Origin of the sequence: Mesorhizobium sp. M1078 (assembly GCF_040318615.1) — a bacterium.
In the GTDB taxonomy this organism is placed as follows: domain Bacteria; phylum Pseudomonadota; class Alphaproteobacteria; order Rhizobiales; family Rhizobiaceae; genus Mesorhizobium.
The window spans coordinates 106685-124548 of the sequence record NZ_JAMYMP010000013.1; the positions used below are offsets into that span (position 1 = coordinate 106685).

Annotated in this window: 16 protein-coding genes; 2 read left to right on the plus strand and 14 right to left on the minus strand. The window is 62.9% G+C overall.

Going from position 1 to position 17864, the window contains the following annotated elements:
• Positions 1–83: 83 nt before the first annotated feature.
• From ntrX to dusB, 5 genes are all read right to left on the minus strand, one after another.
• A complete protein-coding gene (gene ntrX / locus NKH38_RS18485; RefSeq protein WP_023668929.1) occupies positions 84–1445 on the minus strand; it encodes a nitrogen assimilation response regulator NtrX in 1362 nt (453 codons plus the stop codon).
• Positions 1435–3723, minus strand: coding sequence for a sensor histidine kinase NtrY-like (locus NKH38_RS18490; protein WP_023688460.1), 2289 nt, complete (start codon positions 3721–3723; stop codon positions 1435–1437). The genes ntrX and NKH38_RS18490 overlap by 11 nt, the downstream gene beginning before the upstream one ends.
• Before the next feature lie 144 nt (positions 3724–3867).
• Complete coding sequence (gene ntrC, locus NKH38_RS18495; RefSeq protein ID WP_023710528.1) at positions 3868–5325, minus strand: nitrogen regulation protein NR(I); 1458 nt, start codon at positions 5323–5325, stop codon at positions 3868–3870.
• A complete protein-coding gene (locus NKH38_RS18500; protein WP_023706549.1) occupies positions 5322–6467 on the minus strand; it encodes a two-component system sensor histidine kinase NtrB in 1146 nt (381 codons plus the stop codon). The genes ntrC and NKH38_RS18500 overlap by 4 nt, the downstream gene beginning before the upstream one ends.
• The gene (dusB, locus tag NKH38_RS18505) at positions 6464–7486 is read right to left on the minus strand and encodes a tRNA dihydrouridine synthase DusB (RefSeq protein ID WP_352762100.1); all 1023 of its coding nucleotides are present in this window, start codon (positions 7484–7486) and stop codon (positions 6464–6466) included. Before dusB ends, NKH38_RS18500 begins: the two co-directional genes overlap by 4 nt.
• Positions 7487–7625: 139 nt before the next feature.
• Between dusB and NKH38_RS18510 the strand changes: the two genes are divergently transcribed.
• A complete protein-coding gene (locus NKH38_RS18510) occupies positions 7626–8849 on the plus strand; it encodes a bifunctional 2-C-methyl-D-erythritol 4-phosphate cytidylyltransferase/2-C-methyl-D-erythritol 2,4-cyclodiphosphate synthase (RefSeq protein WP_352762099.1) in 1224 nt (407 codons plus the stop codon).
• Positions 8846–9355 (plus strand): CinA family protein, encoded by a 510-nt coding sequence (locus NKH38_RS18515; protein WP_352444341.1) that lies wholly within the window; start codon positions 8846–8848, stop codon positions 9353–9355. Before NKH38_RS18510 ends, NKH38_RS18515 begins: the two co-directional genes overlap by 4 nt.
• Here the strand turns inward: NKH38_RS18515 and NKH38_RS18520 are convergent.
• From NKH38_RS18520 to pdhA, 9 genes are all read right to left on the minus strand, one after another.
• Positions 9331–9792 carry a type II toxin-antitoxin system RatA family toxin gene (locus NKH38_RS18520; protein WP_023688454.1) on the minus strand — a complete coding sequence of 154 codons (462 nt, stop codon included), beginning with the start codon at positions 9790–9792 and terminating at the stop codon, positions 9331–9333. The two genes, NKH38_RS18515 and NKH38_RS18520, sit on opposite strands and share 25 nt — an antisense overlap.
• 11 nt (positions 9793–9803) lie before the next feature.
• A complete protein-coding gene (gene lipA / locus NKH38_RS18525; protein ID WP_023688453.1) occupies positions 9804–10769 on the minus strand; it encodes a lipoyl synthase in 966 nt (321 codons plus the stop codon).
• Positions 10770–10977: 208 nt separating this feature from the next.
• Complete coding sequence (locus NKH38_RS18530) at positions 10978–11235, minus strand: GlsB/YeaQ/YmgE family stress response membrane protein (protein ID WP_023668920.1); 258 nt, start codon at positions 11233–11235, stop codon at positions 10978–10980.
• Between the two features lie 102 nt (positions 11236–11337).
• Positions 11338–12786, minus strand: a complete 1449-nt coding sequence (gene lpdA / locus NKH38_RS18535) for a dihydrolipoyl dehydrogenase (RefSeq protein ID WP_352762098.1) — start codon at positions 12784–12786, stop codon at positions 11338–11340.
• A gap of 21 nt (positions 12787–12807) precedes the next feature.
• On the minus strand, positions 12808–13449 hold the full coding sequence (locus NKH38_RS18540; protein WP_023682555.1) for an SGNH/GDSL hydrolase family protein: 642 nt from the start codon (positions 13447–13449) through the stop codon (positions 12808–12810).
• Positions 13446–13865: a hypothetical protein gene (locus NKH38_RS18545; RefSeq protein WP_023730643.1), complete on the minus strand. Its 420-nt coding sequence runs from the start codon at positions 13863–13865 to the stop codon at positions 13446–13448. Before NKH38_RS18545 ends, NKH38_RS18540 begins: the two co-directional genes overlap by 4 nt.
• Before the next feature lie 14 nt (positions 13866–13879).
• A complete protein-coding gene (locus NKH38_RS18550; RefSeq protein WP_352762097.1) occupies positions 13880–15298 on the minus strand; it encodes a pyruvate dehydrogenase complex dihydrolipoamide acetyltransferase in 1419 nt (472 codons plus the stop codon).
• Positions 15299–15316: 18 nt separating this feature from the next.
• The gene (locus NKH38_RS18555) at positions 15317–16738 is read right to left on the minus strand and encodes a pyruvate dehydrogenase complex E1 component subunit beta (RefSeq protein ID WP_023696091.1); all 1422 of its coding nucleotides are present in this window, start codon (positions 16736–16738) and stop codon (positions 15317–15319) included.
• A 15-nt stretch (positions 16739–16753) separates the two neighbouring features.
• A complete protein-coding gene (gene pdhA / locus NKH38_RS18560) occupies positions 16754–17800 on the minus strand; it encodes a pyruvate dehydrogenase (acetyl-transferring) E1 component subunit alpha (protein ID WP_023682559.1) in 1047 nt (348 codons plus the stop codon).
• Between the last annotated feature and the right edge of the window lie 64 nt (positions 17801–17864).

Consider the following 17864-nt stretch of genomic DNA (forward strand, 5'->3'; position numbering starts at 1 on the left):
TCCCGGTTTTTCTATGCGATTCCGCCGCTGCCGTAACCGGCAATTGAATGGGCCACAGCCCGCTGGACCAACAACAACGGGGGTCAGACCCCCAGCGACTTCAGTTTCCGGTGCAGCGCCGAGCGCTCCATGCCAATGAATTCGGCCGTCTTCGAGATGTTGCCGCCGAAACGGTTGATCTGGGCGATCAGATAGTCCTTCTCGAACTGTTCGCGCGCCTCGCGCAGCGGCAGCGCCATGATGTGCTGGTCGGACTGGTTCGGCGTGCGCGGCATGACATCGCCGATCTCCGACGGCAACAGATCGGCGGTGATCGGCGCATCGATATCGTCGCCACGCGCCAGGATCATCAGCCGTTCGACATTGTTGCGCAGCTGGCGGACATTGCCCGGCCAGTTGTGCGCCTGCAGCACGGCAAGCGCATCGTCGCCGATGCGGCGCGGCTTGATGCCGGCCTGGCGAGCGATCTGCTTCATGAAATTGTCGACGAGATAGGGAATGTCCTCTCGCCGCTCGGCCAGGCCCGGCACCATGACCGGAACCACCGCCAGGCGATGATAGAGGTCTTCGCGAAAACGGCCGTCGGCGATCATCGCCTCCAGGTTCTGCGAGGTCGAGGAGATGATGCGGACGTCGACCTTGACCCGCTTGGTGCCGCCGACCCGCTCGAACTGCTGTTCGACCAGCACGCGCAAAATCTTGTTCTGCGTCTCGCGCGGCATGTCGGCCACTTCGTCGATGTAGAGAATGCCGCGGTGCGCCTCTTCAAGCGCGCCGACCTTGCGCTCGGTGCCGTTCGATTCGGTGCCGAACAGCTCGATCTCCATGCGCTCGGGCGTGATGTTGGCCGCGCTCAGCGTCACGAACGGCGCGCCCTTGCGCGTCGACAGCGTGTGGATGGCGCGCGCGGCGAGCTCCTTGCCCGAGCCGGACGGACCGATGATCATGACGCGGCTGTTGGTCGGCGCCACGCGCTCGATGGTCTGGCGCAGCTGGCTCATCGCCGACGACATGCCGATCAGGTCGAAGGTTTCGCCGCTGCGCTGCTTGAGGTCGGACACCTCGCGCCGCAATTTCGAGGTTTCGAGCGCCCGCTCGGCGATCAGGATCAGCCTGTCGGCCTTGAACGGCTTCTCGATGAAATCATAGGCGCCGCGGCGGATGGCCGACACCGCTGTCTCGATATTGCCGTGGCCGGAGATCATCACCACCGGCAGGCTCGGATGCATCGTCTTGATCTCGTCGAGCAGCGCCAGCCCGTCGAGGCGCGAGCCCTGCAACCAGATGTCGAGGAAAATCAGCCGCGGCGCCCGGTCGGCGATTGCCGCGAGCGCGCTGTCGGCATCGAATGCCGTGCGGGTTTCATGCCCTTCGTCGCTCAATATGCCCGCGACGAGTTCACGGATGTCTTCCTCGTCATCGACGATGAGAATATCAGACGCCATTACCGACCTTTTCAGTTTCTCGTTCGTGTTCCGTTTCGCCTTGACCGCGTGGCGGCGCGGTTGCGGCAGCTGGCGGCAGGATGATCGAGATCATCGCGCCGCGTCCACCGTGGAAGTCCGCAGGCGCATCGTGCAATTCAAGCCGCCCGCCATGGTCCTCCACGATCTTCTTGACGATGGCGAGACCAAGCCCGGTGCCCTTCTCGCGCGTCGTCATATAGGGCTCGAGCAGCCTTTGGCGATTCTCGCGCGGCAGCCCTTTGCCATTGTCGATGACGTCGATTCGTATGGCGCCATTCTGCCGGGCAGCTTGAATCCGGATTATGCCGTGCGAACCGTCCTTTTGTTCCAGCCCGTCAATCGCCTCGGCCGCGTTCTTGATGACGTTGCCGAAAGCCTGCGCCATCAATCGGCTATCGAACGTGCCCTTGAGCGGCTCGTTGCCGAACACGCGTTCGAAAGCAATGTCGGCGCGACTGACTTCGACCAGGAACGACGCCTCGCGCAGCGATTCACGCAGATCGATGGCTTTCATCTCGGGCTTGGGCATGCGGGCGAAAGCCGAGAACTCGTCGACCATGCGGCCGATATCCTCGACCTGCCGGATGATCGTGTCGGTGCACTGGTCGAAAATCTCGCGGTCCTCGGTGATGACCTTGCCGAAGCGTCGCTTGATGCGCTCGGCCGAGAGCTGGATCGGCGTCAGCGGGTTCTTGATTTCATGTGCGATACGCCGCGCCACATCCGCCCAGGCAGACGAGCGCTGTGCCTGGACCAGATCGGTGATGTCGTCGACCGTCACGACGTAGGATTTCTCCTCCTCGCCGTCGTCGCCGGCCTCGATGGTGATCTGCACGTTGAAGGTACGCTCGGCGCCGGTGCGATAGAAGGTGACCTGCTCGCGATAGACCGGCTTGCCGGATTTGCGGCCGATCTCGAAGACACGGCCGACATGCGGCAGCACGGCGGACAGGTTCTGCCCCAGCGCCGCCGTGGCCGATATGGCCAGCATCGTTTCGGCCGATTTGTTGACGATGGAGACGATGCCGTAGGGATCGACGCCGATGACGCCGGCGGTGACGCCGGCCAGCACCGCTTCCGAGAAACGACGCCGTTCGTCGATCAAATCCTTGGCCGACAGGATCTCGTTGCGCTGAGATTTAAGCTCCAGCAGCATCTTGTTGAACGTATCGCCAAGCGAGGCGACATCGCCGTCGGAAGGCCGTACCGGAACGGCGACATCGAGATTGCCGGTCGCAACCTCGTCAGCCGCGCCGATGAGCTGACGGATGGGCCGCACCAGACGGTCGGCCACCGCTATGCCGGTCCAGATGGCCGACAGGATGATGATCAGCGTCAGCGACAGATAGGGCAGCGCGAACGCCACCTGCGACGTCCGCCTGTTGTCTTCCAGGCCGCGATATTCGGCGGTGTTGGACTGGACGATCGCCCTCGCCTTGATCACTTCGGGGTCGACCAGGCGATTGGTGTAGAGGTAGAGGCCTTCGATCTCCCGCAGCTTGATGATGGCGCCCATGATGTTGCGCGTCTTCGGCTCGATCAGCACCGGCTTGCCGTCGGCCGCACTTGCCACCGCGCCCTCAGGCGGTGCCGGCATGGCGAAGTCCGCATCGGTCTGGGCACTCACGACAAAGGAGCCGTCTTCCCTGACCAGCGCCGCATGCACCAGGCTTCTGCCGACGGCTTCCTTGTTCATCAGGTCGAGAAAGCCGGTTCGATCGAGGCCGTAAAGCGTGCGCGACGCATCGAGATCGTAGGCCATCGACAGCGTCGTGCCCTGAAGATTGCGAGCGTTTTCCTGCACATAGGCGTCGGCGATCGACAGCGACGAGTTGACGATCGCCTTGGTGCGGATCTCGAACCAGCGGTCGAGGCCGATATCAAGCGTGATCGAGGCGATGATGGCCACCATGATGGCGGGGATGGCCGCGACCAGCGCAAACATCGTCACGATGCGCACATGCAGCCGCGACGCCGCCTTGCCGTGCCGGCGCGCCATGGTGATGCGATGCACCTCGCGGCCGACGAGGGCAATCAGCGCCAGCACAAATAAGGCATTGGCCGCAATCAGCGTCAGCGTTGTGTTTGCGTCTGGCGTGATCGGCGTGGCGCCGACAAGAATCGCAAACGAGATTGCCGCCGTAACCAGCGCGCCGGCAATTGCCACAACGCCGGGCAACGCAAGCAGCCGCCGTCCATCCCTCTGGCCGGGTCTGCTGAAAAGCGGTTCGTTTGATGTCAGAGCTTGCGAAGCCATGTCGCCGTCTAAGAGCCAGTGATTGCGTCGGATGTATGCAACGCATTGTGGCGATTATGCAACAAGTGTGGCCGTGACGGAAATCTTTCAGCCGCCGATCCCCTGAAAAGGGGACGACCTCGCGTCACTTCGGGCGCCAGGCGCTCATGATCTCGACGATTTGTAGACGTTGACGCCCAGCTCGCGAATCTTCTTGCGCAGCGTGTTGCGATTCAAGCCGAGCAATTCGGCCGCCTTGATCTGGTTGCCGCGCGTTGCCGTCATGGAAGCGAGCACCAGCGGATATTCGACCTCGGACAAGATGCGCTGATAGAGACCTGCCGGCGGCAACTCACCGGCGAAAGAGGCAAAATAGCGCTGCAGGAAGTGCTCCACCGCCTGGCCGATGGATAGATCGTCCGGGATCAAATTGCCGCCGCCGGGAACGACCGGTCTTTCGCCTGTCTTCAGCTCGGCTTCAATGATCTCGGCTGATATTTCGTCCTGCGAATAGAGCGCCGCAAGCCGGCGCACCAGGTTTTCCAGCTCGCGCACGTTTCCCGGCCACGGATAGCGCTTCATCAATTCGATGCCGCCGGTCGATATGCGCTTGGTCTGCAAGCCTTCGCTGGCGCCGATCTTGAAGAAATGCCGCACCAGATCGGGAATGTCTTCCGATCTCTCACGCAAGCCAGGCAGCCGAAGCGGCACGACATTCAGGCGGTAGAACAGATCCTCGCGGAAAAGTCCCTGGTTGATCAGCGTGCGCAGATCCTTGTTGGTGGCGGCGACGATGCGCACGTCGGTCTTGATCGGCGTGCGCCCGCCGACCGTGGTGTATTCGCCTTGCTGCAGCACGCGCAGCAGCCGCGTCTGCGCCTCCATCGGCATGTCGCCGATCTCGTCGAGGAACAGCGTGCCGCCCTCGGCCTGCTCGAAGCGGCCTGTCGAGCGGTTCTGTGCACCGGTGAAGGCACCCTTCTCATGACCGAACAGTTCCGATTCGATGAGGTCGCGCGGGATTGCCGCCATGTTGATGGCGACGAACGGACCGCCTCGGCGGCGGCCATATTCGTGCAGCGCGCGCGCCACCAATTCCTTGCCGGTTCCGGACTCGCCCGAGATCATCACCGTCAGATCGGTCTGCATCATGCGCGCCAGCATGCGGTAGATGTCCTGCATGGCGGCCGAGCGGCCGACCAGCGGCATGGCGTCAGGCTGTTCTTCCGGTCGCGTATCGATCTTCGGTCGGCGCGGCTCTGACAGCGCACGATTGACGATGTTGAGCAGCTCGGTCAGGTCGAACGGCTTCGGCAGATATTCATAAGCACCTGTTTCGGAAGCACGAATCGCCGTCATGAAAGTGTTTTGCGCGCTCATCACAATGACCGGCAGCTCCGGCCGGGCCTTCTTAATGCGGGGCAGCATGTCGAAGGCGTTCTCGTCCGGCATGACAACGTCGGTGATCACCAGATCGCCCTCGCCCGCCGCCACCCAGCGCCACAGCGTCGAGGCGTTGGAGGTCACGCGCACCTCATGGCCGACGCGCGACAGCGCCTGATTGAGCACGGTGCGGATGGCCGCATCGTCGTCGGCGACGAGAATATTGCCGCGAACCGTCATTTGCGGTCTCCTTCGCCTTCATCATCGGCAGTGTCGATGGGTGTTTCTTTCCAGGCCGGCATCAGGATTCGGAAGGTGGTGCCGCGCGGCGTCGAATCGCATTCGATGATGCCGCCATGCTCGCCGACGATTTTCGCCACCAGCGCCAGGCCGAGCCCCGAGCCGTTCGGCTTGGTGGTGATGAACGGATCGAACAGGATCGGCAGAATGTCTTCCGAAACGCCGGACCCATTGTCGCGCACGCAGAATTCAAGCGGTAGCGACACGCGGTCCTGGGTTCCGGGAACGGAAACGCGGATGCCCGGCCTGAACGCGGTCGACAGCACGATCTCGCCCTGCGGGTCGCCGCCGATCGCCTCGGCAGCGTTCTTGACCAGGTTGAGAAACACCTGGATCAGTTGGTCGCGGTTGGCGAAAACCGGAGGCAATGATGGATCATAGTCCTCCAATATCCTGATTCTCTTGGCAAAACCGTTCTTCGCGATTGCCTTCACATGATCCAGCACGACATGGATGTTGACAGGATAGCGGTCAATCGGCCGCTCGTCGGAAAACACTTCCATGCGGTCGACGAGGGAGACTATGCGATCAGTCTCGTCAGTGATGAGGCGGGTCAGCGCGCGATCCTCGTCGGACGCCGAGAGTTCGAGCAGCTGTGCGGCGCCACGTATGCCGGACAGCGGGTTCTTGATCTCATGTGCCAGCATGGCGGCAAGGCCGGTGACCGAACGCGCGGCACCCCTGTGTGTCATCTGGCGGTCGATCTTGTCGGCCATCGAGCGTTCCTGGAACATCACCACGATTGAGCCTGGGAATTCCGGCACCGGCGCGACATAAAGATCGACGACCTTCTCGATTCCGAGACGCGGCGACGACACGTCGACACGGTATTCGTTGACCGGCGCACGGCGCTCGCGCACCTGGTCGACCAGCTGCAGCAACGGGCTGCCGAACGGGATCAGCTTGGACAGTGTGTTGCGGGCAAGCATGTTGGCACTTGAGCGGAAGAAGTCTTCCGCATCGGCATTGGCGTAGGTGATGAACCCGTCCGGATCGACCATGATGACCGGACGGCGGATGGTGTTCAGCACGATACTGGCGGCATCCGCCATGTCGGAGCTCGGTGTGACCGTGGCGTTCATGCGGCGCTCCGCAAGGGCGTGGCTTCGCCGGAAAACACCTCATGCAGCAAGGCAATGACGCGGGCGGGTTCGAAAGAGGTGAGGATGGCTTTCCGCCGCCCATCGGAAACGCCAGCAGCGTGGCGGTCGAGATACCAGCCGAGATGCTTGCGCGCCTGGCGCAAGCCACTTTCGACGCCGTAAAGCGTCAGCATGTCTTCGTAGTGGGAAACGATGTAGTCCGCCATGGCTTGCGGGCTTTCCGGCACGCCGGAGGGCGCGTCGCCCGCAGCCGTTGCCGCGATGTGGCCCGCCGTCCATGGCGCGCCATAATGCGCGCGGCCGATCATCACCGCGTCGGCGCCCGACTGTTCAAGGATTTCGGCGGCCTCCGCGGGCGAGCCCACATCGCCATTGGCGACGACCGGGATCGAGACGACGTCCTTGATGCGGGCGATGGCGCCCCAATCGGCCTTGCCTTGATAAAACTGGCAGCGCGTGCGCCCATGCACGGTCACCATTTTAACACCGGCCTCTTCGGCGCGGCGCGCCAAGACGGGTGCATTGAGCGCATTGTCGTCCCAGCCGAGCCGCATCTTGACCGTGACCGGCACCTGGACCGCGCCGATCACCGCTTCGATCAGCGACAGCGCGTGGTCGAGATCGCGCATCAGCGCCGAGCCGGCATAGCCGCCGGTCACCTTCTTGGCCGGGCAGCCCATATTGATGTCGATGATGCCGGCGCCCTCGCCCGCAGCGATGCGCGCGCCCTCGGCCATGTGCTCGGCCTCGCGGCCGGCAAGCTGGACCATATGGACGGGCAGCCCGGAATGACGGATGCGCAGGTCGCAGCCGGCCCTGCCCTTGGCAAGCTCGCCGCTCGCCACCATTTCCGACACGACCAGGCCCGCGCCATGCGCGTAGGCGCGCTGCCGGAACGGCTCGTCCGTTATTCCCGACATGGGCGCGAGGAAGACGCGGTTGCGGATCGTCACGCCGCCAATGTCGAGCGGCGAAGCCAATTTTGTCACTTCAGGCATGCACAAAAACCAAGCATATCGGATTGCTGCACATTCTCTAGCCATAAGAAAGGCATTGTGCAACGCGCAATGACGTCACATTGCGGCGCATTTGGGAAAATGCTGGCCTTCGCCATAAGCCGCGACTAAGCCTCTCGGCATGACAGACGCAAGCGAAAAACCGGCCGAGGCGACGACGGACAAGGTCGGCGTGGTCATCGTTGCAGCCGGCCGCGGCGCGCGTGCCGGACAGGCCGACGGGCCGAAGCAATATCAACGCATCGGTGGCCGTGCCGTCATCGCGCGCACGCTGGAGACGTTCCTGGCGCATCCCAAAATTGGCCCCGTCGTCGTCGCCATCCATGCCGATGACCGCGCGCTTTTCGACAAGGCAGCCGGCGTGTATGCCGAGCGGGTTACCGCCGTGGTCGGTGGCGAGTCGCGCCAGGCCTCGGTCCGGCTCGGCCTGGTGGCGCTGAGGGAACGTACGCCCGGCCGTGTCCTTGTCCATGACGCGGTGCGGCCGTTTGTCGACACGGCCCTGATCGACCGTATCATCGCCGCCATTGGCGAGCGCCAGGGCGCGCTGCCCGCTTTGCCCGTCGCCGATACGCTGAAGCGCGAGTCGGCCACCGGCATGATCGAGGAGACGGTGCCAAGGGCCGGCCTTCATGCCGCGCAGACGCCGCAAGGCTTTCCGTTCTGGCCGTTGCTCGCCGCGCACGAAAAAGCCCATCATCTCGGCAAGACGGATTTCACCGACGATGCCGCGATCGCCGAATGGGCGCATATTCCGGTGAAAATCGTTCAGGGGTCGCCGGACAACGTCAAACTGACCTGGGCAAGAGATATTGCGATGGCGGATCAGCGGCTTACTGGCGAGCGTTTTCCAGACATTCGCACCGGCAATGGCTATGACGTGCACGCCTTCGAGGCAGGCGACCATGTCACTCTGTGCGGCGTCGCCATTCCGCACAGCAAGAAGCTTTCGGGACATTCGGATGCCGATGTCGGCCTGCACGCGCTGACCGATGCGCTGCTCGCCACTTGCGGCGCCGGCGACATCGGCACGCATTTCCCGCCTTCCGATCCGCAATGGAAGGGCGCGGCGTCGAAGATCTTCGTCGAGCATGCGGCCAGGTTGGTGCGCGAACGCGGCGGCCGCATCGCCAATGCCGACATCACGCTGATCTGCGAGGCTCCGCGCGTCGGCCCGCATCGCGAGGCCATGACCAACGCGTTGTCGGCGATGCTGGGCATTTCCAGCGATCGCATCTCCATCAAGGCGACTACCAACGAAAAACTCGGCTTTGTCGGCCGCGAGGAAGGCATCGCCGCCATCGCCACAGCCAGTGTCGTCTTCCCCGGGGAGGTTCCCGCATGAACAACAGCGATCTTGCCAACGCCCTGCTCCAGGTCTGCCAGCAGCGCGGCATCATGCTGGCGACGGCCGAGAGCTGCACCGGCGGCATGATCATCTCGGCACTGACCGACATTGCCGGCTCGTCCGCTGTCGTCGATCGCGGCCTCATCACCTATTCCGATGAAGCAAAGATGGAGATGCTCGGCGTCTCGCCCGCCACACTCGAGGCGCATGGCGCCGTCTCGCGCGAAACGGTTCTGGAGATGGCGGAGGGCGCTCTGGCGCGCTCGCGCGCCGGGCTGGCGCTTGCCGTCACAGGCATTGCCGGCCCAGGCGGCGGTTCGCCGGAAAAACCGGTCGGCCTCGTCTGGTTCGGAGTTGCCCTAAGAGGTGGGCCGGTGGCTGCCGAGCTCAATATGTTTGCCGACAATGGCCGCGACTTCATCCGCCGCGAGACGGTCAAGCATGCGCTGGAGATCGCGCTGCGCGCGCTCGGCGACACTCATGAGATGGGCGTCGTTCCGTAGATGACGTCCGCACGTTTTTCGAAGGCTTCGGAAAACATGCGGAAGGCACGATCGAACATGGTGCCCATCACCACGCCGAGGATGCGGCTCTTGAACTCGTAGTCGATGAAGAAGCGGACGTTGCAGCCGCCGCCGTCGGCCGGCTCGAAGCGCCAGATATTGCTGAGATATTTGAACGGTCCATCGATGTATTTGACATCGATTGTGTTTTCGTCCGGCTTCAGCAGCACTTGCGTCGTAAAGGTCTCGCGGATCGCCTTGTAGCCGATGCTCATATCGGCAACGAGAATGGTGCGGCCGTCACGCTCCTTGCGCGAGCGCACCGTCAGCGCCTCGCACAGCGGCAGAAATTCAGGATAGGTCTCGATATCGGCGACCAGCGCAAACATCTGCTCCGGCGTGTGGGCAACGCGGCGTGTGGCTTCGAATTTCGGCATTGAAGCAGGATTTAACTGGCTTTTTTGAGCTGCGCCTCACGCGCCGCCCGCAGCCTGGCGAAATCGTCACCGGCATGATGCGAGGAGCGCGTCAGCGGGCTCGACGCCACCAGCAGGAAACCCTTGGTCTTGCCGATCGTCGCGAAGGAGTTGAACTCCTCCGGCGTGACGAAGCGGATCACCGGGTGGTGTTTCTTCGACGGCTGCAGATACTGGCCAATGGTCATGAAGTCGACATTGGCCGAGCGCAGGTCATCCATCAGTTGCAGGATCTCGTTCCGCTCTTCGCCGAGGCCGACCATGATGCCGGACTTCGTGAAGATCGACGGGTCGAGCTCCTTGACCCGCTGCAACAGCCGGATCGAGTGGAAATAGCGAGCACCCGGCCGCACCGTCAGGTAGTTCGACGGCACGGTTTCGAGATTGTGGTTGAAGACATCGGGCTTGGCCGCCACGACGATCTCCAGCGCGCCCTCCTTGCGCAGGAAATCGGGCGTCAGGATTTCGATCGTCGTCAAGGGCGTCGCTGCTCGGATCGCCCGGATAACCTCGGCGAAATGCTGCGCGCCGCCATCGGCGAGATCGTCGCGGTCGACCGAGGTGATGACGACATGGGTCAGCCCCATCTGCTTGACGGCATGCGCGACACGCGCCGGCTCATCGGCATCGAGCGCGGTGGGAATGCCGGTGGCGACATTGCAGAAGGCGCAGGCGCGCGTGCAGATCTCGCCCATGATCATGAAGGTGGCGTGCTTCTTTTCCCAGCACTCGCCGATATTGGGGCAGCCGGCCTCTTCGCACACCGTGACCAGCTTGTGCGACTTCACGATCTCGCGGGTTTCGGCATAGCCCTTCGACATCGGCGCCTTGACGCGGATCCAGTCGGGTTTGCGCAGCACGTCCTGATCAGGCTTGTGTGCCTTCTCGGGGTGCCGCAGGCGCGGCGCGTTGGCGATCGTGTCGAGAACAGTGACCATCTCAAACCTGACTTGTTGGCGTCTGCCCGTCGGCATTCGCCCTTCTGGCGTCATCTAGGGCTTTTCGGTGCAAAGAAAAAGGCTGCGGCGGCGCATGCCGCCACAGCCTTTTTCGCATAGCGGGGATCCAGAGCAATTCCAGGAAAAGTGTGACACGGTTTTCCGTCCGGAATTGCGTCAGAAGAACGAGTTAAAACGGCGAGCCGTTTTATCTGCGTATCAGCCGCCCGGCAAAGATCAGCAGGCAGGCGCCGATGAAGCCGGTGATCAGGTAGGCGAGCCAGCCGACACCGAAGGGTTCGATGTTGAGCGCCCTGAGAATTGCGTTCAGCACCACCGCGCCGACAATGCCCATAATGATGTTCATCAAGACGCCGGTATTGCTCTTCATGACCATCTCGGCCAGCCACCCGGCCAAACCGCCGATGATGATGGCCGCAATCCAGCCCACGCCATTCACGTCCATATGCCAACTCCTCCAGTGTCAGGTGAAAATGCATCCGGAAACGAACTGTCTTGCCGTAAGGTTCCTCCGGCGCATGCGTCTGAGTCTCGCGGCAGCAATTTATCACGCGTTGAGCGCACGGCCATAGGCATCGAGCACGCTTTCCTTCATCATCTCCGACAGCGTCGGATGCGGGAAGATGGTGTGCATCAGTTCTTCCTCGGTGGTCTCCAGGTTCATCGCCACGACGAAGCCCTGGATCAGCTCCGTCACCTCGGCGCCGACCATATGCGCGCCGAGCAGCTGGCCGGTCTTCTTGTCGAAGATGGTCTTGATGAAGCCCTGGTCCTCGCCAAGCGCGATCGCCTTGCCGTTGGCGCCGAACTGGAAGCGGCCGACACGAATGTCCTTGCCTTCGGCCTTGGCCTTGGCTTCGGTGAGCCCGACCGATGCGACCTGGGGGTTGCAATAGGTGCAGCCCGGGATCTTCAGCTTGTCTGTCGCATGCACGCCCGGGAAATTGGCGATCTTTTCGATGCAGACCACGCCCTCATGCTCAGCCTTGTGAGCCAGCATAGGCGGCCCGGCGACATCGCCGATGGCGTAGATGCCGGGAACGTTGGTCTTGCCATAGCCGTCAATGACGACGCAGCCGCGATCGGTCTTCACGCCGAGCGTCTCGAGGCCGAGATTCTCGATGTTGCCCTGCACGCCGACGGCCGAGATCATGCGGTCGGCGGTGATCTTCTCGACCTTGCCGTCTTTCATCTCGACGTGGGCAGTGATCGAGTTGGCACCCTTCTCGACCTTGGTCACCTTGGCCTCGAGGATGATCTTCATGCCCTGCTTCTCGAACTGCTTCTGCGCGAATCTCGAGACCTCGGCATCCTCGACCGGCATCACCGCCGGCAAAAGCTCGACCACCGTCACCTCGGCGCCCATGGTGCGATAGAAGGAGGCGAACTCGATGCCGATGGCGCCCGAACCCATAACCAGCAGCGACTTCGGCATCTCCTTCGGCACCATCGCCTCGAAATAGGTCCAGATCAGTTTGCCGTCCGGCTCGATGCCGGGCAGCGCGCGCGGCCGGGCGCCGGTGGCCAGAATGATGTGCTTGGCGGTATAGGTGCCCTCGCCCTTGACGCCCTTGGGCACCGGCGGCTGCGGCTCCATCGGTTTCTTGGCCGTCTTGGAGACGACGATTTCACCCGGCTTGGAGAGCTTGGCCTCGCCCCAGATAACGTCGACCTTGTTCTTCTTCATCAGGAAGGCGACGCCGCCATTGAGCCTCAACGACACTTTGCGCGAGCGGTCGACGACAGCGGCCGTGTCGGCGCTGACCTTGCCGCCTTCGAGCTTCAGGCCGTAGTCCTTCAGATGATCGGAATAGTGCATGATCTCGGCCGAGCGCAGCAGCGCCTTGGTCGGGATGCAGCCCCAGTTGAGGCAGATGCCGCCGAGATGCTCGCGCTCGACGATGGCAGTCTTGAAGCCGAGCTGGGCGGAGCGCACCGCCGTGACATAGCCGCCGGGGCCTGAGCCGATGATTATGACGTCGTAGGATTCAGCCACGGGGTTTCTCCCTGATTTTCTCTAGAGTTCCAGCATCACACGCACCAATGGCGCCAATGCGTCACCTATATTGCGCGTGTTTTCGGCATCGAGATGGACCCCGTCGATCGGTGTGGTCTCGGCCACCGTGCCGGCATCGAAAAAGCCGCAGCCGGCCTCGTCGGCGAGCGCGGAATATTGCGGCGCCAGCCGCTTCGAGGCCTCGTCGCCGCCGGCAAACATTTCCTTGAATTCGGCATTGTCGGTGCGGCTGACCGCTGGTGGCGCGACGATCAGGATTTGCGGCGCGGCCCAGTCGAACGGATAATCGTGGCCGCGCACGATGTCGATCAGCCGCTGCACGCCCTGCTTGGCCGCGACCGGATTGCCGTGGATCCAGGGCTTCATGTCGTTGGCGCCGAGCATGATGATGATCAGGTCGAGCGGCGCATGGCTGGTCAGGATCGTCGGCAGCACCTTGGCGCCATTGCGGTCGGCACCAGCCAGGTGATCGTCGAAAGCCGTGGTGCGGCCGTTCAGACCTTCGGCAATGACTTCGATATCGTCGTCGCCCAACGCCGCCTTGAGCACGCTCGGCCAGCGATCTTCCAGCGCATGACGCCCGAGGCTCGCCGCGTCATAGCCCCAGGTCAGGGAATCGCCGTAGCAGAGGATCGTCTTCATGCACCCGCACCCGCCTCCGCCCTAAGCCCGCGCCGCACGCGCCATCCCACGAACAGCCACTGCACGATAACCGTGGCGATGCTTGGCAAAAACAGACCGGCGACAACGGGGAGATCGCCCGACCACTGGGCTTTGCCAGGCGGCTGCGAGAAGGTCCAGGCAATCAGCCCGATTCCGGCCAGCACGAACAACGAAACCCCAACAAGCCCCGTCAGGTTTATCGCCCTTTGCGGGTTTGGCACCAATTGCGCGATGAAAAACGCCACGGTCGCAACGATGGTGACCAGCGCCGAAACCATGAAGACCAGGATGTATTCGGAATTCGCATTGGTGACGATTGCCAGCCACAGCGCCACCAGCCCGCCGGCCAGGCCGGAAAGGATCAGGGCGAAAAGGCTGGTGACGAATTTCCGCACAGCCTTTTTCCTTCCTAGACCAGCATGCCCATCGGATTTTCGATCATGCGCTTGAAGGCGACCAGAAGTTCGGCGCCGAGCGCACCGTCGACGGCGCGGTGATCGGTCGACAGCGTCACCGACATGATATTGGCGATTCTGATCTCGCCATTCTTGACCACCGGCCGCTGCTCGCCGGCACCCACCGCCAGGATCGTCGCATGCGGCGGGTTGATGACGGCGGCAAAGTCCTTGATGCCGAACATGCCGAGATTGGAGACAGCCGTCGTGCCGCCCTGATATTCCTCAGGCTTCAGCTTGCGGCTGCGCGCACGGCTCGCCAGATCCTTCATCTCGTTGGAGATAGTGGACAGCGTCTTTTCGTCGGCGTGGCGGATGATCGGCGTGATCAGGCCGCCGGGGATCGACACGGCAACGCCGACATCGGCGTGCTTGTGCTTGACCATGGCGCTTTCGGTCCACGACGCATTGGCATCCGGCACCGCCATCAGCGCCATCGCCATCGCCTTGATCACCATGTCGTTGACCGACAGCTTGTAGACGGGCACTTCGCCCTTGTCGGTCTTCTTCATCGGAGCCGCCGCATTGATCTGTGTGCGGAGCGCCAGCAGGGCATCGAGCTCGCAGTCGAGCGTCAGGTAGAAATGCGGGATGGTTGTCTTGGCCTCGACCAGGCGGCGCGCAATGGTCTTGCGCATATTGTCGTGCGGGACGAGCTCGTAGGACCCTTCGGCAAACAGCTTCAGCACCTGTTCGTCCGACATCGCCTTGGGTGCCGGAGCCGGCGCAGACGCCGGAGCGCCGGCAGGTGCGGCTTTCGCGGCCGGCGCGGCCTTGGCGCCACCGCCGGCGATCGCCGCCTCGACATCGGCCTTGACGACACGGCCATGCGGGCCGGTGCCACTCACGGCGGACACATCGACGCCGGCGTCTTTGGCTATGCGCCGCGCCAGCGGCGAGGCGAAAGTGCGCTCGCCTGACGATTGGCTGATCTCCCCCCTTGTGGGGGAGATGTCCGGCAGGCCAGAGGGGGGCGCGACAGACTGAGAGGTCGGCGGGACAGCGCCCCCCTCTGTCGACTTCGTCGACATCTCCCCCACGGGTGGGGAGATTGACGCCTTATCCTGTTTGGCATCGGCTTTCGCGGGCGCGGCATCGCCGCCGCCCTTTGCCGCCGCCCCTGCATCCTCGCCTTCGCCAGCCAGAATGGCGATCAGAGCATTGACCTTGACGCCTTCGGTGCCGGCCGGAACGACGAGCTTGGCAACCGTGCCCTCATCGACGGCCTCGACTTCCATCGTCGCCTTGTCGGTCTCGATCTCGGCAATCACGTCGCCCGGCGAAACCTTGTCGCCCTCCTTGACCAGCCACTTGGAAAGATTGCCCTCTTCCATCGTGGGCGAGAGCGCCGGCATGGTGATGTTGATTGGCATGATGTCCTCCCGACCGGCTCAGCGATACGTGACGGCTTTGACCGCCTCGATGACCTCGCCGACATTGGGCAAGGCCAGCTTTTCGAGGTTCGCCGCATAGGGCATCGGCACGTCCTTGCCGGCGATGGTGATGACCGGCGCGTCGAGGAAATCGAAGGCGCGCTGCGACACCTGATTGGCGATGTGGTCGCCGACCGAGCTTTGCGGGAAACCTTCTTCCACCACGATCAGGCGGTTGGTCTTTTTTACGGAGGCAATGACGGTGTCGAGGTCGAGCGGGCGGATGGTCCGGAGATCGATGATCTCGGCATCGATGCCCATGCCGCGCAGTTCGGCTTCCGCCTTGATGGCGTAGGTCATGCCGATGCCGAACGAGACGATGGTGACGTCCTTGCCCTGCTTGTGAATGCGCGCCTTGCCGATCGGCAGCACGAAATCATCGAGCTTCGGCACGTCGAAGGACTGGCCGTAGAGGATTTCGTTTTCAAGGAAGATGACCGGGTTCGGATCGCGGATCGCCGCCTTGAGCAGGCCCTTGGCGTCGGCAGCCGTGTACGGCATCACCACCTTCAGGCCGGGAATATGGCTGTACCAGGCGGCATAGCACTGCGAATGCTGGGCGCCGACGCGGGCGGCAGCCCCGTTCGGGCCGCGGAACACGATCGGCGCGCCCATCTGGCCGCCCGACATATAGAGCGTCTTGGCGGCGGAGTTGATGATCTGGTCGATCGCTTGCATGGCGAAATTAAAGGTCATGAATTCGACGATCGGCTTCAGGCCGGCCATTGCCGCACCCACGCCGACGCCGGCAAAGCCATGCTCGGTGATCGGCGTGTCGACCACGCGGCGCGGCCCGAATTCCTGCAGCAGGCCTTGCGTGATCTTGTAGGCGCCCTGGTATTCCGCGACCTCCTCGCCCATGACGAAGACATCGCCGTCGCGGCGCATTTCCTCGGCCATGGCATCGCGCAAGGCCTCGCGCACCGTGGTCGAGACCATCTCGGTGCCGGCGGGAATATCGGGATCGGCCGCAGGTTTGGCCGCCGGAGCGGCGGGAACTGCCTTCGGAGCCTCGCCGGCATCCTGGGGAGCCGCTTTTGAACCTTCCTCGGCTGCATCGGTCCGCTGACCGCCAGCGGAAACGGCATCCTGGGTGGAGGCAGGCTTGCCGCTCTTTTCGACATCGCCTGCACTTTCACCGTCCTGCAGCAACACGGCGATCACCGCGTTGACCTTGACGCCTTCGGTGCCGGCGGGAACCACGATCTTGCCGATCGTGCCTTCATCGACGGCCTCGACTTCCATCGTCGCCTTGTCGGTTTCGATCTCGGCGATGACATCACCGGCGACGACCTTGTCGCCCTCGTTCTTCAACCACTTGGAAAGATTGCCCTCTTCCATGGTCGGCGAGAGAGCGGGCATGAGAATTTCGATCGGCATGTCCTTGCCCTCCCGTTACAATACGATGTCGGTCCAGAGCTCGGACGGATCCGGCTCTGCGTCGTGCTGGGCAAATTCGGCAGCGTCGGCGACGATGTCGCGGACTTCCTTGTCGATGTTCTTGAGCTCGTCCTCGGTCGCCCACTTCTTGGCCGTCAGCCGCGCCTTGACCTGCTCGATCGGATCATGATCCGAGCGCATCTTCTGCACTTCTTCCTTGGAGCGGTATTTCGCGGGATCCGACATCGAGTGACCGCGATAGCGATAGGTCTGCATCTCGAGGATGATCGGACCGTTGCCGGCACGGCACCATTCGGTCGCCTGATCGCCGGCGGATTTGACCGCACGCACATCCATGCCGTCGACCTGAATGCCGGGAATCTTGAACGAGGCGCCGCGATGCGAAAAATTGGTTTCGGCCGACGAGCGCGACACCGAAGTGCCCATGGCGTAGCGGTTGTTCTCGATGATGTAGATCACCGGCAGCTTCCACAGCGAGGCCATGTTGAAGCTTTCATAGACCTGACCCTGATTGGCAGCGCCATCGCCGAAATAGGTCAGCGACACATTGTTGTTGTCGCGGTAGCGGTTGGCGAAGGCGAGACCGGTGCCGAGCGAGACCTGCGCGCCGACAATGCCGTGGCCGCCGTAAAAATGCTTCTCCTTGGAGAACATGTGCATGGAGCCGCCCTTGCCCCTCGACAGGCCACCACGGCGTCCGGTCAGCTCTGCCATGACGCCCCGCGGTGACAGTTCCATCGCCAGCATGTGGCCATGGTCGCGATAGGCGGTGATCATCTGGTCGCCGTTGATCAGCGACATCTTCATGCCGGTGACGACCGCTTCCTGGCCGATATAGAGGTGGCAGAAGCCGCCGATAAAGCCCATGCCGTAGAGCTGGCCGGCCTTTTCCTCGAAGCGACGGATAAGCAGCATGTGCCGGTAGGCGGCAAGCTCCTCGTCCTTGGTGAAGTCGGCCGGCTTGGGGGCGGAAAGCCCCGTTGATTTGGCGGATGTCGATTTAACGGATTTGGCAGGCGCTTTTTTGGCGGCGGTGGCCATGCATCACTCCCTGTTGGCGTCTCTTCGCGGACACTAAAGCAGACCATGTCTGCTCCGGGGAGGA